Raw genomic sequence first — 18,055 nt, forward strand, 5'->3', positions numbered from 1 at the left:
CCCCATCTGATCGGGTGATCCCCTCGGCTGATCAGCCATTTCCTCATGCCAACGTGCACACGCGGCGTGTTCGGACATGAAAAGCCGGACCATCGGCCGTTATCCGAGCAGAACGCCCCTGGCCAGCTCGTGTGCGGGCGGCTTCATGGCGCCCGGCGCCGGGGTCGTCGGCAGCGCCATCCCGGACGGCACCGGCACGTCCGACCCGCGTACCGCGCCCAGTTCGGCCAGCAGCGCGAGCAGCGGCGCGAGGTCCTCGTAGAGCACCAGCACGACGTCGCCGGGACCGGCCAGGCGCAGCGCCTCGGTGACCGCCTCCCGGTAACCGTCGGCCCGCAGCGCCAGCAGCTTCGGCCGGCGCGCCCGCATCTCCCGCTCGACGAGCGCCGACACCTCCCCCGGTTCCCGGCCGCGCGGATCCTCGTCGTCGTAGAGCACGGCCCGGCCGACCCCGTCCGCCACGATCTGCGCGCACGCCGCCAGGAGGTCGTCGCGGCGGTCGCCGGGCAGGGTCACCGCGGCCACGCACCGATCGACCCCCCACAGCCGGTGCAGGGTCCGCAGGGTGGCGGCCAGCGCGGCCGGGTTGTGCGCGTAGTCGACGAAGACCGAGACGTCGCCGATCCGCAGCAGCGTGGCCCGACCCGGGTTGTCCACCGCCGGATCGAAGTCGGCCAGCCGGCTCGCCACCGACTCCTGACCGGCGCCGAGCGCGCGGGCCGCCGCCACTGCCGCGAGCGCGTTCGCGGCCGCGTGCGGCGCCGCCCCGCCGTACGCGCCGGGCAGGTCCGCCACCCGCAGCAGCGGCGTCCGGCGGGCCCCCGTCGCCTGCACCAGCCACCCGTCCTGCAGCAGATAGGCCGTCGCACCCTTGGCCAGGTGCTCGACCACCACCGGCTGCCGCGGGTCGAGCCCGAACCAGACCAGCCGCTTGCGGTCGGCCCGCACCCGCGGCCGGTCCACCAGCGTGCGCACCCACGGGTCGTCCGCGTTGAGCACGAGCGTCCCGCCGTCGCGCACCCGCTCGGCCACCAGCGCCTTCACGTGCGCCAGGTCCTCGACCGTGTCGAGCCCGTCCTGCCCGAGGTGGTCGGCGGTGATGTTGGTGATCACGCCGACGTCCGACCAGTCGTAGCCGAGCCCGCGCCGCAGCAGCCCGCCGCGCGCCGTCTCCAGCACCGCCGCCTGCACATCCGGGTCGCCGAGCACCATCTGCGCCGACAACGGTCCGGTCGCGTCCGCCTTGAAGATCGTGCGCCCGTCCACCGCGACCCCGTCGGTGGTGGTCAGCCCGATCCGCAGGCCGGTGTCGGCGAGCAGGTGCGCGGTCAGCCGGGCCACGGTCGTCTTGCCATTCGTCCCGGTCACCGCCGCGGTCGGGATCCGGCCGTCCGAGCCGGCCGGGAACATCGCCCGCACGATCGCGTCGCCCACGTCGCGGGAGCGGCCGCGCACCGGGGCCAGGTGCATGCGCAGGCCGGGGACCGCGTTCACCTCGATCACCCCGGCCGTGGCCTCGCTGCCGTCGGCGGCCGGCGGCAGCGGTTCGGCGATGTCCGGCAACCGCAGGTCGATGCCGCAGATGTCGAGCCCGACCAGCGCGGCGACCCGCAGGCAGAGCCGGGCCACGTCGGGGTGCACCCGGTCGGTGACGTCGTGGCTGGTGCCGCCGGTGGAGAGGTTCGTGGTCTCACGGAGCCAGACCTTCTCCCCCGTCGCCGGCACGTCGCCGAGCGTGCAGCCCTGCCGCTCCAGCACCCGCATCGACGCGTCGTCCACGGTGATCCGGGTCAGCACCCGGGAGTGGCCGGCGCCCCGGCGGGGGTCGGTGTTGGTGCGGTCGACCAGCTCGGCGACCGTGCTGCGGCCGTCGCCGACGACGTTCGCGGCGATCCGCTCGGCCGCGGCGACGACCTCGCCGGCCACCACGAGCACCCGGTAGTCCCGGCCGCCCAGCTGCCGCTCGACGATCACGTCCTGGCCGGCGGCGGCGAACGCGTACGCGGTCTCGGCTCCCGTCGTCACGCTGAGCGTGACGCGATCGCCCTGCCGGCCCTGGCGGGGTTTGATCACGACCGGCGCGCCCAGCCGGGCGAACAGGCGCGCGGCCTCGGCGGCGGTGCGGGCGGCCCCGCCCACCGGGATCGGCACGCCGGCGTCGCTCAGCAGCCGCCGGGTGATCTCCTTGTCGCCGGCGATGTCGATGCCGACGCCGCTGGTGCGGTCGCTCATCGCGGCCCAGGCCAGCCGCCGCCGGTTGCCCCAGCCGAGCCGCACGAGGCTGAGGTCGGCGCAGCGCTCGACCGGGATGCCCCGCCGGCGCGCCGACGCGACGATCGCCCGGGTGCTCGGGCCGAGGGCCTCCCGCTCGGCGATCGCGGCCAGCGTGGCTATGCCGGGCATTTCCGCGATGTCCGACACTCCGGCGCCGGCCGACGCCAGCGCCACGCTCGAGTACGTCGCCCCGTTCACGATCTCGATGACCAGCTCCATGGCCGCGGTGAGGAGGCCCTCCGGCACGGACGACGACGCCGGCTCGTCCACCGGGCACTCGATGATCAGGTGGTAGAGGCCCGGCTCGCCCGTCGAGACGGTACGGCCGAAGCTCACGTCCCGCCCGATCAGCTGGGACAGCTCGAGGCAGACGTGCTCGGTGACGTGGCCGAAGTAGGTGCCGCCCCGCAGCCGGCTCACGAAGCCGCCGGGCGCGCCGGCCGCGCAGTGGTGCTCGGTCAGCCCGGGCAGGGCGCGCAGCAGCCGCTCGGCGAAGCCGGTGACGTCCGAGGTCTCCCGGCCAGTCAGCTCCTCGAGACGCAGGCCGGCCACGATCGCCGGCCGGGACAGATAGACGTTGGGTCCGCGCAGGCGGCGGAGGCTTTCGATCTTCATGCGGCTTCCCGTTCGACGGCGGGTGCGTCGACGACCGGCCGGCGTCCCGTGAGATGGAAGGTGTGCCCGGCGGCGAGCACGTGGATCCGCGCGCCGGCCAGGGTGATCGGGCCATGGGACGGGACCCGGATGTCGGTGGCGGCGCCGGCGTCGACCACGGTGACCGCGCCCGACCCGAGCACCTCGAACCGGTCGCCGTCGGTGAGGATCGCGGTGTCCTCGTCGATGCCGAGGCCGAGCTCGTGCGGGTAGAGCGCGACGGCGCTGAGCAGCCGGTTGACCCGGCCCCGCTCGGCGAAATGCTGGTCGATGAGCACGCCGGGGAGCAGCTCGAGGCCGGGACCGGTGCGCACGCTGGCGCGGGTGATACCGAGCGCGTCGCCCTCGACGATCATGGTGCCGGACATGGCGGCCGCGCCGGCGCTGGTCCCCGCGATGATCACGCTGGTCGGCAGCTCCTGCAGGAGCGAGTCGGTGACGGTGCCGCCCAGCACCGTGACGATCCGTTCCTGGTCGCCGCCGGTGAAGAACACTCCGGTCGCCCGGCGCAGCAGCGGCTGGTCGTCGTTGGCGTCGCAGCGGGTGTCCAGCCGCAGCGCGCACACCTCGCCGGCGCCCAGCGCGGTGAACGCCTCCACAAAAGAGGACGACGCCTCGGCGGGCGCGGAGCTTGCGGTGGCGATCACGACGATGCGGGCCGCGGGGCCGCCGGCCAGCGCGACAAAACGGCCGAGCAGGCCAGGTCCGGCCGCGCCGCCGATGATCAGTAGCCGGCGACTCGACACAGCTTCAGGTTAATCGGAACAAATCCGAAACATCCGGCTAATGCTCGTAGTCCGCGGGGAGCAGATGGGTCACCTCGGCCGGCCCGCGGGCCAGCGCGGTCGCCCGCTGCTCGACCTCCTCGTCGCTCACGGTCAGCCGGCCCTCGTGCTGGCGCAGGTGCTCGGCCCAGGTCGGCACCTGGTAGACCTCGACGAAGCGGGCCGGGTCCTCGCCGTCGCGGAACAGCCCCCAGCGGGTCGCGCCGGTGCGCTGGCGGGAGCCGCGCAGGGCCTCCATCGCCTCGCGGAAGGCGGCCACGTTCGCCTCGTCCACCAGGTAGACGGAGGTGATCAGCACCGGACCCTCGTCGAGGTGGGGCTCGAGCATGAGGTGGGGCTCGGCCCAGTAGATCGCGGGGCTGCGGTCGGCGCCGTCCTGCTCGTACACCGGCCACCAGGCGACCGTGACGGTGCCGGCGAACATGACCACCGCGGCGGCCAGATAGGCGGTCTCGAGACCGGAGAACGAGGCGACCTGACCCCACACGAGCGCGCCGACGGCCTGGCCACCGGCGAAGACGACCTGGTAGATGCCGAAGCCACGAGCGCGGACCCAGTTCGGGAGGAACAGCTGGAGGGTCGCGTTCATCCGGGAGACGAGGGTCATCCAGGCCAGGCCGGCCGCGATCAAAACACCCACGATGGCGTACGAGTTGGGCACGAGGCCGATGACGACGAGGGCGAGGCCGTAGACGACGCCGGCCAGGACGATCAGGCGGCTCGGGCTCAGGAGGTCGCGGATTCGCGGCATGAGGAGGGCACCGGCGATCGCGCCGACGCCGAGGGCGGCGAGGAGGATGCCGTATCCGCTCGCTCCCATGCCCAGCTCCTGATGCGCCACCAGGGGAAGTAGGCCCCAGACGACGCTGCCCGGCACGACAAAAAGGACAACCCGGCCGAGGAGGCGGCGGACCACCGGCGAGTAGCGGACATATCGCCCACCGGCCCGGAGGGCGGATCCGAGCTGCTCGGGGTGGGAGGCCGGCCTTTGCGGCTTCCGCCGCCAGAAGAACAGGGCGAGAGCGAAGGCCCCGAAGGAAAGGGCATTTATCCCGAAGACAGCGGCGGAGCCGACCTGCGCGACGATCAAGCCGGCCACGGCCGGCCCGGCCGAGCGAGCCAGGTTGGTGTTGACGGCACCGAGCGCCGAGGCGGCCGGCAGCTCGTCCCGGGGTACGACCTCGGGAATCACCGCCTGCCAGGACGGCAGCGTCAACGCCTGACCGACCCCCAGCAGGAAGGTGAAGACCAGCAGCAACGACGGCGGCATCAGGTCCAGCGCCGTCAAGACGGTCAGAACCGACCCGACGGCAAAGAGCCCCAGCTGCACGGCCAGCAGCAGCCGCCGGCGGTCGAAGCGATCCGCGAGCGCCCCCGACGGCAGCGCGAGCAGCAGCACCGGCAGCGTCGTCGCGGCCTGCACCGAGCTCACCCAGGTCGCCGCGTGCGGCTCGCGCACCACCAGCCACTGCGCGCCGACGGTCTGCATCCAGGTGCCGACGTTGCTGGCGAGCACGGCGATCCACAGGTTCCGGAACACGGTCTGGCGCAGCGGCGCCCACGGCGAGGCGGTCGTGGTCACGGCACGAATTTAGCGACGGCGGGCTCCCGGACCCGGCCTCGGCACGACGTCACGCGGATCCTCCAACCGATGCCCGGCCGCGCAGTGGATTTCGGCATGCACCTCTGCCCCGCAGTCGCGGTGCTCAAACCGCAGCGGCGGCCCGCCCGGATCGGCCAGATACCGGTTGCCCCATGCCAGCAGGGTGATCAGCACCGGATAGATGTCGAGCCCCTTGGGCGTGAGCCGGTATTCGTGCCGTTCCCGCGAACCCGGCTCCCGGTAAGGCTCCCGCCGCAGCACCCCCTGCTCGACGAGCATGGCGAGCCGGTTCGTCAGCACCTGCCGCGGCACTCCCGTGCGCACCCGCATGTCGTCGAAGCGCCGGATCCCGTTGAACACCTCCCGCAACACCACGAGGGTCCATTTCTCGCCGAGCACCTCCATGGCCCGCCCGATCGTGCACCCGTCGATCGACCATTCCAGCGGGTCGAAGGCCGTTGTGGGATTCATGACAGCCAGGCTAAGTCCACTTGACAGACCCAGCAAGCGCGGAAACCCTGAGTTCATGACGCAGACCCAGGAGCGCACCCGCACCTTCGGCTGGACCGACCCCGCCGCGCACGCCGCCATGATCGGCCGGCGCAGCGGCCTGGAACTCCTCCAGGCCATCGGCAAGGGCGAAATCCCGGCGCCGCCCATCATGCGGCTGATCGACGTGGCCTCGCTCGAAGCGGAAGAGGGCAGCGTCACGCTCCGGCTGGACCCCCAGGAATTCCACTACAACCCCCTGGGCTCCATGCACGGCGGCGTCATCTCCACCCTGCTCGACACCGCCGCGGCCTGCTCGGTGCACACCACCCTGCCCGCCGGAATCGGCTACACGAGCCTCGATCTCTCGGTCAAGTTCCTCCGCCCCATCACCCTCGCCACCGGCCGCATCACCTGCACCGGCGCGGTCCTGCAGAAAGGCCGCCGGACGGCGCTGGCCGAGGCCCGGCTCACCGACACCAGCGATCGGCTCCTGGCCCACGCCACCAGCTCCTGCCTACTCTTCGAAATGCCTTGACCCCCATGGCGCAACCCGTCATCCGGGAGCGAACCGCGAACGATCTGCCGGGCTGCGTGGAGGGACTCCGGGCCGTTCACGTGGCCGACGGTTATCCCCTGAACTGGCCGTCAGACCCGGCGGGCTGGCTTTCGCCGGAGCTTCTGGTCCGGGCGTGGATTGCCTCGCTGCCGGAGATCGGGCCGGCGGGCCACGTGGCCCTCCAAGGCGTTCCCGGCTCCCCCGAGCTCGTGGAGGTCTCGCGGCTGTTCGTGGTGCCGACGGCCCGACGGCGCGGCGTAGCCGAAGCGCTGGTGCGGCAGGCCACGGAATGGTCGCGCGCCGCCGGCCTCCAGCCCGTCCTCAACGTCGTCGACGAAGCCCGATCCGCCGCGATGTCCTTCTACGAGGCGAGCGGCTGGCTCTACACGCACACCACCACCGCCGACTGGAAGGGCCACGACGGTTCGCCCGTGCGCCTTCGCCACTACCGCCTGAGCAGCTAGGGCCCGTCCTGCCGACCACGCGGGGCCGGCGTCCGGCCGGCCCTAGGCGCGCAGGTGGTGGACTGCGCGGCGGGCCAGGTCGGCCAGGGCCACGGCGGTCACCACGCCGGCCAGCACGCGCAGCCACAGAGCCTGAGGCGCGGCGATCAGGCCCGAGCCGATCACCAGCGCGCACAGGTCGGCGATGAGGCCGCGCCGCGCGGGCTCGGCGGGCGGCGCGGTCGCCGGGTCGAAGGGATCGCGGCCGATGGCGGCCGTGAAGGCGGCGCCCAGATCCACCGGGCCGGTGTCGGGAATGGACCCCAGCACGCCGTCGACGGCATCCATCTCGTCGACGGCGAACGTGGCCACATGCCGCCGCGGTCCCTCGACCACGACGATCTCGATCAGCCCGTCCCCGCCCGGCCGGATCTCCAGCTCGACGCCGGCCTTCCCCGCGATCACCACACTCACGGCGACACGGTAGCCGACCAGGGCCCCGCCTAGGCCTTCTGAGCCAGGCGCTGCCGGCGGGCCTCGCGCTTCTCCTCGAAGCGGGTGGCCTGGACGTCGAGGTTGTCCATGTGGGCCGCCAGCTGGTCGCGGGCCTTCTCGCCGTCGGCGGTCAGGTCGGTGCGCCCGAAGACGTTCCACTGGCGCAGCACCGGGAGGAGGACCTCGTCGCGGTGCTGCCGCAGGTCGTAGATGCCGGCCAGGGCGATCGACAGGGCCTTGCGCTGGAAGCCCTCGATGTTCGCCCCGGGCATCTCGAACGCCTCCACCACGTCGACGACCGCCCGCATCGCGTGGTCGGGGTCCAGGTCGAAGGCCGCGGCCAGCAGGTTGCGGTAGAAGACCATGTGCAGGTTCTCGTCGGCCGCGACCCGGGCCAGCAGCTGCTCCGCGATCGGGTCGCCGGTGGCCCGGCCCGTGTTGCGGTGGGAGATGCGGGTCGCGAGCTCCTGGAAAGCCACGTACGCGATCGAGTGCATCATCTCTTCCGGGTGCGCGTTGGCGTACCCGGCCTGCATGTGGCTCATCCGGGCGCGCTCCAGCGCCGTCGGGTCGACGGCCCGCGTCACGGTCAGGTAGTCGCGCAGGGCGATGCCGTGCCGGCCCTCCTCGGCCGTCCAGCGGTGCACCCACGTACCCCAGGCGCCGTCCCGGCCGAAGAGCGTGGCGATCTCGTGGTGGTACGAGGGCAGGTTGTCCTCGGTCAGCAGATTGACGATCAGCGCCGTGCGCGCCACATCGGGGATCGCGGAGTCCTTGTCCCGCCAGGCCTCGCCGCCGAGGAGGCCGTCGAAGGTGCGCCCCTCGCTCCACGGCACGTACTCGTGCGGAAACCACTCCTTGGCCAGCGACAGGTGCCGGTCGAGGTTGGCGGCCACCACGGGCTCCAGCTCGATGAGCAGGGCGGTCTGGTCCACGATCACTCCCTACGGTTGCGTAACCTACGCAACCGTAGCCTCTTACCCGCCGGTTCACCCAGAGGGGCACCACATTCACAGCGGACTCGCGGGTGGCACGCGTCGACCACCATGGATGGCTCAAGCGACCCGGGAGGCAGCAGTGTTGCGACGCGCCCTGAGCGTTCTGGCCATCGGCACCATCCTGATCACACCCGCCGCACCGGCCGCGGCCGCGCGAGACGCGGGCCAGGACGGCTTCGGCCGGCTCCTGCAGGAACAGCTCGACGCCGTGCACGCGGCCGGCATGCCCGGCGCGTTCGCCGAGGTGCGGGACGGTCGCCGCACCTGGACCCCGACCACGGGTTACGCCGACATCGCGACCGGCGAGCCCGTGCGGGACGGGATGCGGCACCGGATCGGCAGCATCACCAAGACCTTCGTCGCCACCACGATGCTGCAACTGGCCGGCGAGCACCGGGTGACGCTGGACGCCCCGATCGGCCGATACCTGCACCGCGATCTCGTGCCCGCCGCCCTGGCCCGGCAGGTGACCGTGCGGATGCTGCTCAATCACACGAGTGGGATCGGCGATTACGACACCGAGGTCATCAAGACGCCCGAGGACCTGATCACCCTCGGCCGAACGACGTACACCCCCGAGCAGCTGGTGCGGATCGGAGTCGGCGCGGGCTCGACGAACGCGCCGGGCGCGGCCTGGTCGTACTCGAACACGAATTACATCCTGGCCGGGCTGATCATCGAGCGGGTGACCGGTCACAGTTACCGCGCCGAGGTGAGCCGGCGGATCCTGCGGCCGCTGGGGTTGCGGGACACCTATTTCGAGGGGGCCGAGCTCGACATCCGCGGGCCGCACATGCACGCCTACGTCCCCTGGACGGACGGCACGCTGAAGGACTTCACCCTTTACAACATGTCGTGGGCGTGGTCGGCCGGCGAGATCGTGTCGACCGCCCGCGACCTGGACGTCTTCTACCGTGCGCTGCTGGGCGGCCGGCTGCTCGCGCCGCCGCTGCTGGCGCAGATGGAGACGACCGTCCCGCAGGTGCCGGACAACCCGGCGGCCGGCGGTTACGGCCTCGGGCTTTACTGGGTGGATCTGCCGTGCGGCCGTTTCTGGGGACACGACGGCGGCACGATCGGCCACCAGACGATCTCGTGGCACAGCGCGGACGGTATGCGCCAGGTGACATACGCCCAGAACATGGCGTTTTACCAGACCTCGGAGACCGAGCCACACCCGATCGACACAGCGCTCGTCAACTTCCTCGTGACGGCGCTGTGCGGCAGCGCCCCGGCCACGCTGGCCACGCCGAGGATGCCGCAGACGGTCGAGACACTCCGCTGAGCGGGACGGGTCGGAGCCGGTGCACCTGTGCATGGCTCCGACCCTGGACCCGGCCCTTGGGGGAGAGTCAAGCGCCCGAGACCACCGGGTGCAGATCCTCCGCCGGCGGCTGCCAGGACGCGGCGTCCGCGGACACCTGGTCGCCCGAGCGGATGTCCTTGACCGAGTCCGGCTCGCCGTCCGCGCCCGGGAACCACACGTACGGAATCCCGCGCCGGTCGGCGTACTGGATCTGCTTGCCGAATTTCGCGGCCGTCGGCGCCACCTCGGTGGGGATGCCGCGGCGGCGCAACGACGCGGCGATCCGGTCACAGGCCACCCGCTGCTCCTCGTGCGGCAGCGCCACGAGCACGCAGGTCGGCACCGATCGGGAGACGCTCAGCGCCTGCTGCCCGAAGAGCACGCCCAGCATGCGGGACACGCCGATCGAGATGCCGACGCCCGGGAAGCGATCCTTGCCCGAGGAGGCCAGGTTGTCGTACCGGCCGCCGGAGCAGACCGATCCGAACCGCTCGTAACCGCGCAGCTGGGTCTCGTAGACGGTCCCGGTGTAGTAATCGAGACCGCGAGCGATCTTCAGCTCGGCGGCGACGAGGCCCGGAGCGTGCTCCCGGGCGGTCTCCACGACCCGCACCAGCTCCTCGAGACCCTCGTCCAGCAGCGGGTCCTCGACGCCGAGCTTGCGCACCGCGTCCACGAAGGAGGCATCCTCGGCCGAGATCGCGGCGAGGTCCAGGCACGCGGCGGCCTGGGCCTCGGACGCCCCGGCGGTCTCCACGATCTGCTCGGCCACGCGAGCCGGGCCGATCTTGTCCAATTTGTCGACCGTACGCAGCACCTGCTCGGTGTCGGTGAGCCCGAGGCCGCGGTAGAACCCCTCGCACACCTTCCGGTTGTTGACCTGGATGCGCGCGGCCGGGATCGGCAGGCCGCTCAGCGCGTCCCCGATGACCAGCGGCATCTCGGTGTCGTAGTGGAACGGCAAATTGTCCCGGTTGACCACGTCGATGTCGGCCTGGAGGAATTCGCGGTACCGCCCCTCCTGGGGACGCTCACCCCGCCACACCTTCTGGATCTGGTACCGCCGGAACGGGAAGACCAGCTTGCCCGCGTTTTCCACGACATATCGGGCGAAGGGCACGGTCAGGTCGAAGTGCAGGCCAAGTTGATCGTCGCCGGAGGCCTCGTCCGGAGCGCCCTGCAGACGGTGCAGCAGGTAGACCTCCTTCGAGGTCTCCCCCTTGCTCAACAGTGTCGGGAGCGGCTCGACCGACCGCGTCTCCAGCGGGGCGAAGCCGTACAACTCGAAGGTGGACCGGATCCGGTCGATCACACGCTGCTCGATGATGCGCTGCGCGGGCAGCCATTCGGGGAAGCCGGAAATCGGCATTCTCAAAATCTCCTAGGAAAATCGTCAGAGACCACGGCGCGGCGCGGCGATCAATTCCCGGAGGTACGGGTTCGTCGCGCGCTCGCGGCCGATGGTGGTGGCCGGTCCGTGGCCGGGCAGGACGACGGTCTCGTCGGCCAGCGGCAGGATCTTTTCCCGCAGGCTGGTCATCATCGTCGCCGTGTTTCCGCCCGGCAGGTCGGTGCGTCCGATGGACCCCGCGAAGAGCACGTCACCCGAGAGGCATAGGGGTGACTCGTCCGGCAGGCGGAACAGCACCGACCCGCCGGTATGGCCGGGAGCGTGGTCGACCGTCACCTCGAGCCCGACGAGGTTCAATACCGCTCCGTCGGTCAGCTCCGCCACGTCGGACGGCTCCGTGTACTGCAGACGGCCGCCGAACAGCGAAGATAGATCGGCACTGAGGCCCTTCGACGGGTCGGCCAGCATCTCCCGGTCGGCCGGGTGCACGTACGCCGGGATCCCCCGCGCGCCGCAGACCGGGGCGACCGAGAACGTGTGATCGAGGTGCCCGTGGGTGAGCAACACCGCGGCCGGGTGCAGCCGGTGCTCGGCCAGAACCTCGTCGAGCTGGTCGAGCACGCCGATGCCCGGGTCGACGATCAGGCACTGCTCGCCCGGCCCCGCGGCAACCACATAGCAATTGGTGCCGAAGGCCTCGGCCGGAAAGCCGGTGACGAGCAAGGGAGCCCCTAAAAGAGATCGGATACGAATCGTAACGAGCGTAGCCGGGCGGGGGCACACCACTTTCCCAGGAGGTACCCGTACACTCTTGCGGGCGTGTGGCAGGACACAGGAGGAAGGGCAGCGTTCGGTGGCATCCAGTAAGGACCGGCAGCGCAAGCTCGCTCGGGAGAAGCTCGATCGGCAGATGGCGCGACGAGCTGTCAAGGAGCGACGGCGGCGGCGGGTCTACGCCGGGGTCGGTGCGGGTGTCGCGTTACTGCTCATCGTCGGCGGCGTCGCCTGGATCGGCGGGGCGTTCGACTCCGACGACACCACGAACGCCGCCGACCAGGACATCTGCGCCTGGACTCCGCAGAGCGCGACGACGAACACGAACCTCAAGGACGTCGGCACGCCGCCCACGAAGAACATTCCCGTCGAGGGCACCGAGACCATGACGATCAAGACCGACCAGGGCGACCCGATCGAGGTCAGCCTCGACATGGCCACGTCGCCCTGCGGCTCGGAAGATCTCCGGTACCTCGCGAGCAAGAACTTCTACGACAACACGACGTGCCACGAGATCACGACGTACGGCGCGATCCGTTGCGGCGACCCGAGCGGCACCGGGCTCGGCGGCCCGACGTACAGCGTGTACAGCGAGAACACACCGACCTCGCCCGACCCGTCGGCGAGCGCCGCGCCGGCCGGCAAGACCCCGCTCTATCCCAAGGGCACGGTCGCGCTGATCGGCAACCCGCCGGGCACCAACGGCAGTCAGTTCCTGATCTTCTTCAAGGACTACTCGCCGGCCACCCCGGAGTACTCGATCGTCGGTTCCGTGACCGCGGGCATGACGACGGTCGACAAGATCAGCAAGATCCCGACCGTCGAGGACACCGGCGGCGACAAGATCAAGCCCAAGACGAAGATCACGATCACCAGTCTCACCGTCGGGCAGACGGCTGCCTCCACGGCCGCCTCAGCCGCGCCCACGGCTAGCGCCCAGTCCTAATCCCCCAGGCCGAACACAGCAGGAGGAACACCGTGTCGTCGATCAAGGACCGGCAGCGCGCGGCGGCGCGAGCCCGGCTCGAGAAGGAGATGGCCGAGCGAGCCGCGGCCGCAAGGAAGCGCCGCCAGCGCCAGGCGATCATCGGATCGGCGATCGCGGTTGTGGTCATCGCCGGTGCGGCAGTGTGGATCGTCACCGCCATGAAGGACGACAACAAGAAGAGCACGAGTGCCGGCGGCGTGCCGGCCGGCCAGGTCGCGTGCACCTGGACGCCGTCCGACGCGAGCAGCGGCGGCAAGGTCAAGGACGTCGGCACCCCGCCGGCCACCGCGCCGAACACCGGCTCCGCCACGCTGACCATGGACACCAACCTCGGCAAGATCGTGGCGACCCTCGACAAGGCCAAGGTGCCCTGCACGGCGTCGAGCTTCACGTACCTGAGCAGCAAGAAGTTCTGGGACAACACGAAGTGCCACCGGCTGGTCAACGAGGCCAACTTCAAGGTGCTGCAGTGCGGCGACCCGTTCGCCACCGGCAAGGGCTATCGCGAGACCGACGGCCAGGGCGGCCCGAGCTACACGATGGCCGAGGAAAACCTGCCGACCGACACCAACAACCCGTACCCCGCTGGCTCGATCGCGATGGCGAACACCGGCCAGGCCGGCAGCACCGGCAGCCAGTTCTTCATCTGCTCGGAAAACACGCAGCTCCCCGCGAACTACACGCTGCTCGGCACGATCACCTCGGGCCTCGACATCGTGAAGGACGTGGTCAAGGCCGGTGACGACGGCGCGTTCAAGGCGTCGGCCGGCGGTGGGCACCCCAAGAAGGAACTCGACATCAAGACGCTCACGATGTCGTAATCCGGCGATTCTCGAGAAGGGCGGGGCTCAGGCCCCGCCCTTTTCCTATGCGCCCGATGTCACTCGGTAGGCGTCGAATACGCCGTCGACCTTGCGAACGGCGGCCACGAGGTGGCCCAGGTGTTTCGGGTCGGCCATCTCGAAGGTGAAACGGCTGACCGCCACGCGGTCGCGGGTGGTCGTCACCGTGGCCGAGAGGATGTTGACGCGCTCCTCGGACAGGACCCGGGTCACGTCGGCCAGCAGCTTGTGCCGGTCGAGCGCCTCCACCTGGATCGCGACCAGGAAGGTCGACGCGCTCGTCGGTTTCCAGCTCACCTCGACCACGCGCTCGGACTGGTCGCGCAGGTCCTCCGCGTTCGCGCAGTCCTCGCGGTGCACGCTCACGCCGCCCGAGCGGGTGACGAAGCCGAACACGGCGTCGCCCGGCACCGGGGTGCAGCAGCGGGCCAGCTTGACCCACACGTCGCTGACGCCCTTGACCACGACGCCCGGGTCCTGCGCGGTGCTGCGGTTGCGCGGCGGACGGGTCGCGACGGCGGTCTCGGCGATGTCCTCGACCGCGCCCTCCTCGCCGCCGAAGCCGGCCACGAGTTTCTGCACGACGGACTGGGCGGAGACCGTGTTCTCCCCGACCGCCGCGTACAGGGAGGCGACGTCGGCCAGGTGCAGGTCGCGGGCGATGGTCGTGAGGTTCTCGCTGGTCAGCATGCGCTGCAGGGGCAGGCCCTGCTTGCGCATCGCCTTGACGATCGACTCCTTGCCGATCTCGATCGCTTCCTCGCGCCGCTCCTTGTTGAAGAACTGCCTGATCTTCGTACGGGCGCGGGGGCTCTTGACGAAGCCGAGCCAGTCCTGCGTCGGTCCCGCCGTGGCCGATTTCGACGTGAAGATCTCGATGACGTCGCCGTTGGACAGTGTCGACTCGAGCGGGACCAGCTTGCCGTTGACCCGCGCGCCGATGCACTTGTGCCCGACCTGGGTGTGCACCGCGTACGCGAAGTCGACCGGCGTCGAGCCGGTGGGCAGCGGGATCACGTCGCCCTTCGGCGTGAAGACGTAGACCTCCTGGCTGGACAGGTCGAAGCGCAACGCGTCCAGGAACTCGGACGGGTCGCTCGCCTCGCGCTGCCAGTCGAGCAGCTGCCGCAGCCAGGTCATCTCGTCGATGTGCGCCGGCGGGCCGACGATCGTCGCGCCCTTCTGCTCCTTGTACTTCCAGTGCGCGGCGATGCCGAACTCGGCCGTGCGGTGCATCGCGAACGTGCGGATCTGCATCTCGACCGGCTTGCCGGTCGGGCCGATGACCGTCGTGTGCAACGACTGGTACATGTTGAATTTCGGCATCGCGATGTAGTCCTTGAACCGGCCCGGCACCGGCTGCCAGTTCGCGTGGATGACGCCCAGCGCGGCGTAGCAGTCGCGGACCGTGTCGACCAGGATGCGCACGCCGACCAGGTCGTAGATGTCGTTGAAGTCGCGGCCTCGCACGATCATCTTCTGGTAGATCGAGTACAGGTGTTTCGGCCGGCCGGTGGTCTCCGCCTTGATCTTGGCCGATTTCAGGTCGAGCGAGACCCGGTTGGTCACCTGGCGCAGCAGCGCCTCCCGCTGCGGCTGGTGCTCGCCGATCAGGCGGTTGATCTCCTCGAACCGCTTGGGGAACAGCGTGCCGAACGCGAGGTCCTCGAGCTCCCACTTGATCGTGTTCATACCGAGGCGGTGGGCGAGCGGGGCGAGGATCTCCAGCGTCTCCTTGGCCTTCTGCTCCTGCTTGGGGCGGGGCAGGAAGGTCAGCGTACGCATGTTGTGCAGGCGGTCGGCGAGCTTGATGACCAGCACGCGCGGGTCTTTCGCCATGGCCACGACCATCTTGCGGATCGTCTCGGCCTTGGCCGCGTCGCCCAGCTTGACCCGGTCGAGCTTGGTCACGCCGTCGACCAGCAGCGCCACCTCGCCGCCGAAGTCGCCCTTCATCTGGTCGAGCGAGTAGTCCGTGTCCTCGATCGTGTCGTGCAGCAGGGCCGCCACCAGGGTGGTCGTGTCCATGCCGAGGTTCGCCAGGATCGTCGCCACGGCGAGCGGGTGCGTGATGTACGGGTCGCCGGACTTGCGGTACTGACCCGAGTGCCAGCGGGCGGCCACGTCGAAGGCGCGCTGCAGCTGACGGCCGTCGGCCTTGGGGTGGCTGGCCCGGTGGGTGGCGATCAGCGGCTCGAGAACCTCGCTGACCTGGGTGCTCTGCCACGGCGCGTTGAACCGGGCGAGCCGGGCCCGGACCCGGCGCCCGGTGGGCGCGCTGGCCAGCCCGAAGACGCTGCTCGGCTCGTCCTCGGCCGGCAGCGGCTGGGTGACATCGGGATCGGGAGCGGGCACCGCGGGGCGAGGCTGGGTCATCTCGATCGGGGTCGCCTCGGCCTCCTCGGCCGCGCGCGACTCCTCGACGGGCGGCGCCTCAGCGTCCGCACCGGTCTGTGTGTCCTCGGTCGGCTGCACCGTGCCCTCCGCCGGAGGGGCGACGTCGCTGGACACCGGCCTCCTCACACCATCGCCTGGAACCTCACCGGTCGCCGTCGGCCGGAGTAGTCCGCTCATGCCATTGGTCACCTGGTTAGGAACGCCATCCTACCCGCACCGTCTTCCCCGATGGCCCGCCCGAACCTCCGAAAGAACGACCGCCAAACCGGCAAACCGGTCAAACCGTCAGCAGGGCGTGGACCTCACGGGGCGCGAGCCGCTTCCGGCCCTCGAGAAAGGCCAGCTCCATGAGCACGGAGAAGCCCGCGACCGTGCCGCCGGCCCGCTCCACCAGGTCGAGCGCGGCGCCCGCCGTGCCGCCCGTGGCGAGCACGTCGTCGACCACCAGGACGCGCTGACCGGCGATGAACGCGTCCTCGTGCACCTCGAGGGTCGCCTCGCCGTATTCGAGCGCGTACGTGGCGCTGAGGGCCTTTCGCGGCAGCTTGCCGGCCTTGCGCACCGGGATCACGCCGGTGCCGGTCGCGTAGGCGACCGCGGCGGCCACCACGAAACCGCGCGCCTCGACGCCGGCCACCACGTCGAACCCGTCCGGGTAGCGCGCGACGATGCCGTCGACCACCCGGCGGAACGCGGCGCCGTCGGCGAACAGCGGCATCAGGTCCTTGAAGACGATGCCGGCCTTCGGGAAGTCGGGGACGTCGATCGTGCCGTTCGCGACGACGGCGGCCAGCTCGGGGCCGCTGTCGCCGCGCGGGGTCTCATCAGTCACGGCTCGGAGCCTACCGACACAAAAGGCCCGCCTCTCGGCGGGCCTTTCGCGAAAAGAGTTACCGGCGCTTGCCGCCGCCGCTGGGCCGGTTGCCGGCGCCGCCGGGCCGTCCGCTGCGGTTGGTGTTGCGCTTGGCCGTGGGCCGCGAGCCCGGCCGCGGAGCCGTCGAGGCCAGGGCCGGCGCCTCCTCGTCCGAGACGGTCGCGTTCGGCTGGCGCTGCCGCTCGGCGCGCGGGGCGACGTCGCCCGAGCGGGCCGCGGCCCGGCGGGCCATGACCCGGGCGGTGTGCGCCTTGATCTTCGGCTCGTGGTCCTTGAGCAGGGTCAGCAGCGGCGCCGCGAACATGATCGACGAGATGACACCGATGCCCATACCGACGAACAGCACGAGACCGAGGTCCTTCAGCGTGCCCGCGCCGAGCAGGCCGGCGCCGATGAACAGCAGGCCGCCGACCGGCAGCAGCGCCACGAGACCGGTGTTGAGCGAGCGCATCAGGGTCTGGTTGATCGCCAGGTTCGTCGCCTCGGCGTACGTCCGGGTGCTGCCCGCCGTGATGCCGCGGGTGTTCTCCTGGACCTTGTCGAAGACGACCACCACGTCGTACAGCGAATAACCGAGGATCGTCAGGAAGCCGATCACCGTGGACGGCGTGACCTCGAAACCGACCAGCGAGTAGACGCCCGCGGTGAGGATCAGGTCGAGCAGCAGCGAGGAGACCGCGGCCGCCGCCATCCGCCACTCGAATCTGATGACCAGATAGGCCATCACCAGGACCAGGAAGATGACCAGGCCGATGACCGCCTGCCGGGTCACCTGCCCGCCCCAGGCCGCCGAGACCTGGTCGTCGCTGACGTCCGCCGGATTCACGCCGAGGTCGGCGACCAGCGTCTGCTTGGCCTGCTCGGCCTGCTCGGCGGTCAGCGCCGAGGCGCGGACCGTGAAGCTCTCGCCGCCCTGGCCGGCCCGGCCGACCTTCTGCACGGCGGTGACCTCGGCGCCCGGGTCGACCTGCTTGATCGCCTTGTCCACCGCGTCCGAGACCTCGGACTGGGTGAGCGGCGCGCCGGCGGCGGTCTTGGCCGGGACGCTGAACGACGTGCCACCGGCGAACTCGATGCCGAGGCTGAACCCGCGGAACACGAAGCTGCCGATCGCGATCACCACGAGGACCGCGGCGACGGTGAACCAGAGCTTGCGCCGGCCCACGATGTTGACGTTCGCCTCGCCCTGGTAGAGGCGGGTGGCAAGACCGGTGCGGGCCATG

Annotated in this window: 16 protein-coding genes; 5 read left to right on the forward strand and 11 right to left on the reverse strand. The window is 70.9% G+C overall.

Going from position 1 to position 18,055, the window contains the following annotated elements:
- Positions 1–99: 99 nt before the first annotated feature.
- The 4 genes from cphA to A3CQ_RS0145380 are packed head-to-tail and all read right to left on the reverse strand — an operon-like array spanning position 100 to position 5,787.
- A complete protein-coding gene (gene cphA, locus A3CQ_RS0145365) occupies positions 100–2,889 on the reverse strand; it encodes a cyanophycin synthetase (RefSeq protein ID WP_020517615.1) in 2,790 nt (929 codons plus the stop codon).
- Complete coding sequence (locus A3CQ_RS0145370) at positions 2,886–3,674, reverse strand: cyanophycinase (RefSeq protein WP_020517616.1); 789 nt, start codon at positions 3,672–3,674, stop codon at positions 2,886–2,888. The genes cphA and A3CQ_RS0145370 overlap by 4 nt, the downstream gene beginning before the upstream one ends.
- A 37-nt stretch (positions 3,675–3,711) precedes the next feature.
- Positions 3,712–5,295, reverse strand: a complete 1,584-nt coding sequence (locus A3CQ_RS0145375) for an MFS transporter (RefSeq protein WP_020517617.1) — start codon at positions 5,293–5,295, stop codon at positions 3,712–3,714.
- A gap of 9 nt (positions 5,296–5,304) precedes the next feature.
- On the reverse strand, positions 5,305–5,787 hold the full coding sequence (locus tag A3CQ_RS0145380) for a winged helix-turn-helix transcriptional regulator (RefSeq protein WP_020517618.1): 483 nt from the start codon (positions 5,785–5,787) through the stop codon (positions 5,305–5,307).
- Positions 5,788–5,842: 55 nt separating this feature from the next.
- On the opposite strand from A3CQ_RS0145380, the gene A3CQ_RS0145385 reads away from it, so the two are divergent.
- Both A3CQ_RS0145385 and A3CQ_RS0145390 read left to right on the forward strand, forming a co-directional pair.
- Positions 5,843–6,343, forward strand: coding sequence for a PaaI family thioesterase (locus tag A3CQ_RS0145385; RefSeq protein ID WP_020517619.1), 501 nt, complete (start codon positions 5,843–5,845; stop codon positions 6,341–6,343).
- Positions 6,344–6,348: 5 nt separating this feature from the next.
- Positions 6,349–6,828: a GNAT family N-acetyltransferase gene (locus tag A3CQ_RS0145390; protein WP_020517620.1), complete on the forward strand. Its 480-nt coding sequence runs from the start codon at positions 6,349–6,351 to the stop codon at positions 6,826–6,828.
- A 42-nt stretch (positions 6,829–6,870) separates the two neighbouring features.
- Here A3CQ_RS0145390 and A3CQ_RS0145395 read toward each other — a convergent pair whose 3' ends face one another.
- Positions 6,871–7,281 (reverse strand): hypothetical protein, encoded by a 411-nt coding sequence (locus A3CQ_RS0145395; protein WP_020517621.1) that lies wholly within the window; start codon positions 7,279–7,281, stop codon positions 6,871–6,873.
- 29 nt (positions 7,282–7,310) lie between these two features.
- On the reverse strand, positions 7,311–8,243 hold the full coding sequence (locus A3CQ_RS0145400) for an acyl-ACP desaturase (RefSeq protein ID WP_020517622.1): 933 nt from the start codon (positions 8,241–8,243) through the stop codon (positions 7,311–7,313).
- 136 nt (positions 8,244–8,379) lie between these two features.
- On the opposite strand from A3CQ_RS0145400, the gene A3CQ_RS56340 reads away from it, so the two are divergent.
- Positions 8,380–9,585: a serine hydrolase domain-containing protein gene (locus A3CQ_RS56340; protein ID WP_020517623.1), complete on the forward strand. Its 1,206-nt coding sequence runs from the start codon at positions 8,380–8,382 to the stop codon at positions 9,583–9,585.
- Between the two features lie 67 nt (positions 9,586–9,652).
- Here A3CQ_RS56340 and hisS read toward each other — a convergent pair whose 3' ends face one another.
- Complete coding sequence (hisS, locus tag A3CQ_RS0145410) at positions 9,653–10,975, reverse strand: histidine--tRNA ligase (protein ID WP_020517624.1); 1,323 nt, start codon at positions 10,973–10,975, stop codon at positions 9,653–9,655.
- A 24-nt stretch (positions 10,976–10,999) separates the two neighbouring features.
- Positions 11,000–11,680, reverse strand: coding sequence for an MBL fold metallo-hydrolase (locus A3CQ_RS0145415; protein ID WP_020517625.1), 681 nt, complete (start codon positions 11,678–11,680; stop codon positions 11,000–11,002).
- 130 nt (positions 11,681–11,810) lie between these two features.
- Between A3CQ_RS0145415 and A3CQ_RS0145420 the strand changes: the two genes are divergently transcribed.
- Together A3CQ_RS0145420 and A3CQ_RS0145425 are read left to right on the forward strand one after the other, a co-directional pair.
- Positions 11,811–12,677: a peptidylprolyl isomerase gene (locus A3CQ_RS0145420; RefSeq protein WP_026206914.1), complete on the forward strand. Its 867-nt coding sequence runs from the start codon at positions 11,811–11,813 to the stop codon at positions 12,675–12,677.
- A gap of 32 nt (positions 12,678–12,709) precedes the next feature.
- Positions 12,710–13,540: a peptidylprolyl isomerase gene (locus tag A3CQ_RS0145425; protein WP_020517627.1), complete on the forward strand. Its 831-nt coding sequence runs from the start codon at positions 12,710–12,712 to the stop codon at positions 13,538–13,540.
- 45 nt (positions 13,541–13,585) lie between these two features.
- Here the strand turns inward: A3CQ_RS0145425 and A3CQ_RS0145430 are convergent, their stop codons facing one another.
- From A3CQ_RS0145430 to secF, 3 genes are all read right to left on the reverse strand, one after another.
- A complete protein-coding gene (locus A3CQ_RS0145430) occupies positions 13,586–16,072 on the reverse strand; it encodes a RelA/SpoT family protein (protein ID WP_020517628.1) in 2,487 nt (828 codons plus the stop codon).
- A 163-nt stretch (positions 16,073–16,235) separates the two neighbouring features.
- Complete coding sequence (locus A3CQ_RS0145435) at positions 16,236–16,790, reverse strand: adenine phosphoribosyltransferase (protein WP_020517629.1); 555 nt, start codon at positions 16,788–16,790, stop codon at positions 16,236–16,238.
- Positions 16,791–16,848: 58 nt separating this feature from the next.
- Complete coding sequence (gene secF / locus A3CQ_RS0145440; protein WP_020517630.1) at positions 16,849–18,054, reverse strand: protein translocase subunit SecF; 1,206 nt, start codon at positions 18,052–18,054, stop codon at positions 16,849–16,851.
- Between the last annotated feature and the right edge of the window lies 1 nt (position 18,055).

It is taken from the genome of Paractinoplanes globisporus DSM 43857 (assembly GCF_000379645.1).
In the GTDB taxonomy this organism is placed as follows: domain Bacteria; phylum Actinomycetota; class Actinomycetes; order Mycobacteriales; family Micromonosporaceae; genus Actinoplanes; species Actinoplanes globisporus.

Coding starts and splice junctions, on each gene's coding strand:
- hisS (WP_020517624.1), bottom strand. CDS start 10,975: ATGCCGATTTCCGGCTTCCCCGAATGGCTGCCCGCGCAGCGCATCATC.
- A3CQ_RS0145390 (WP_020517620.1), top strand. CDS start 6,349: ATGGCGCAACCCGTCATCCGGGAGCGAACCGCGAACGATCTGCCGGGC.
- cphA (WP_020517615.1), bottom strand. CDS start 2,889: ATGAAGATCGAAAGCCTCCGCCGCCTGCGCGGACCCAACGTCTATCTG.
- A3CQ_RS0145380 (WP_020517618.1), bottom strand. CDS start 5,787: ATGAATCCCACAACGGCCTTCGACCCGCTGGAATGGTCGATCGACGGG.
- secF (WP_020517630.1), bottom strand. CDS start 18,054: ATGGCCCGCACCGGTCTTGCCACCCGCCTCTACCAGGGCGAGGCGAAC.
- A3CQ_RS0145385 (WP_020517619.1), top strand. CDS start 5,843: ATGACGCAGACCCAGGAGCGCACCCGCACCTTCGGCTGGACCGACCCC.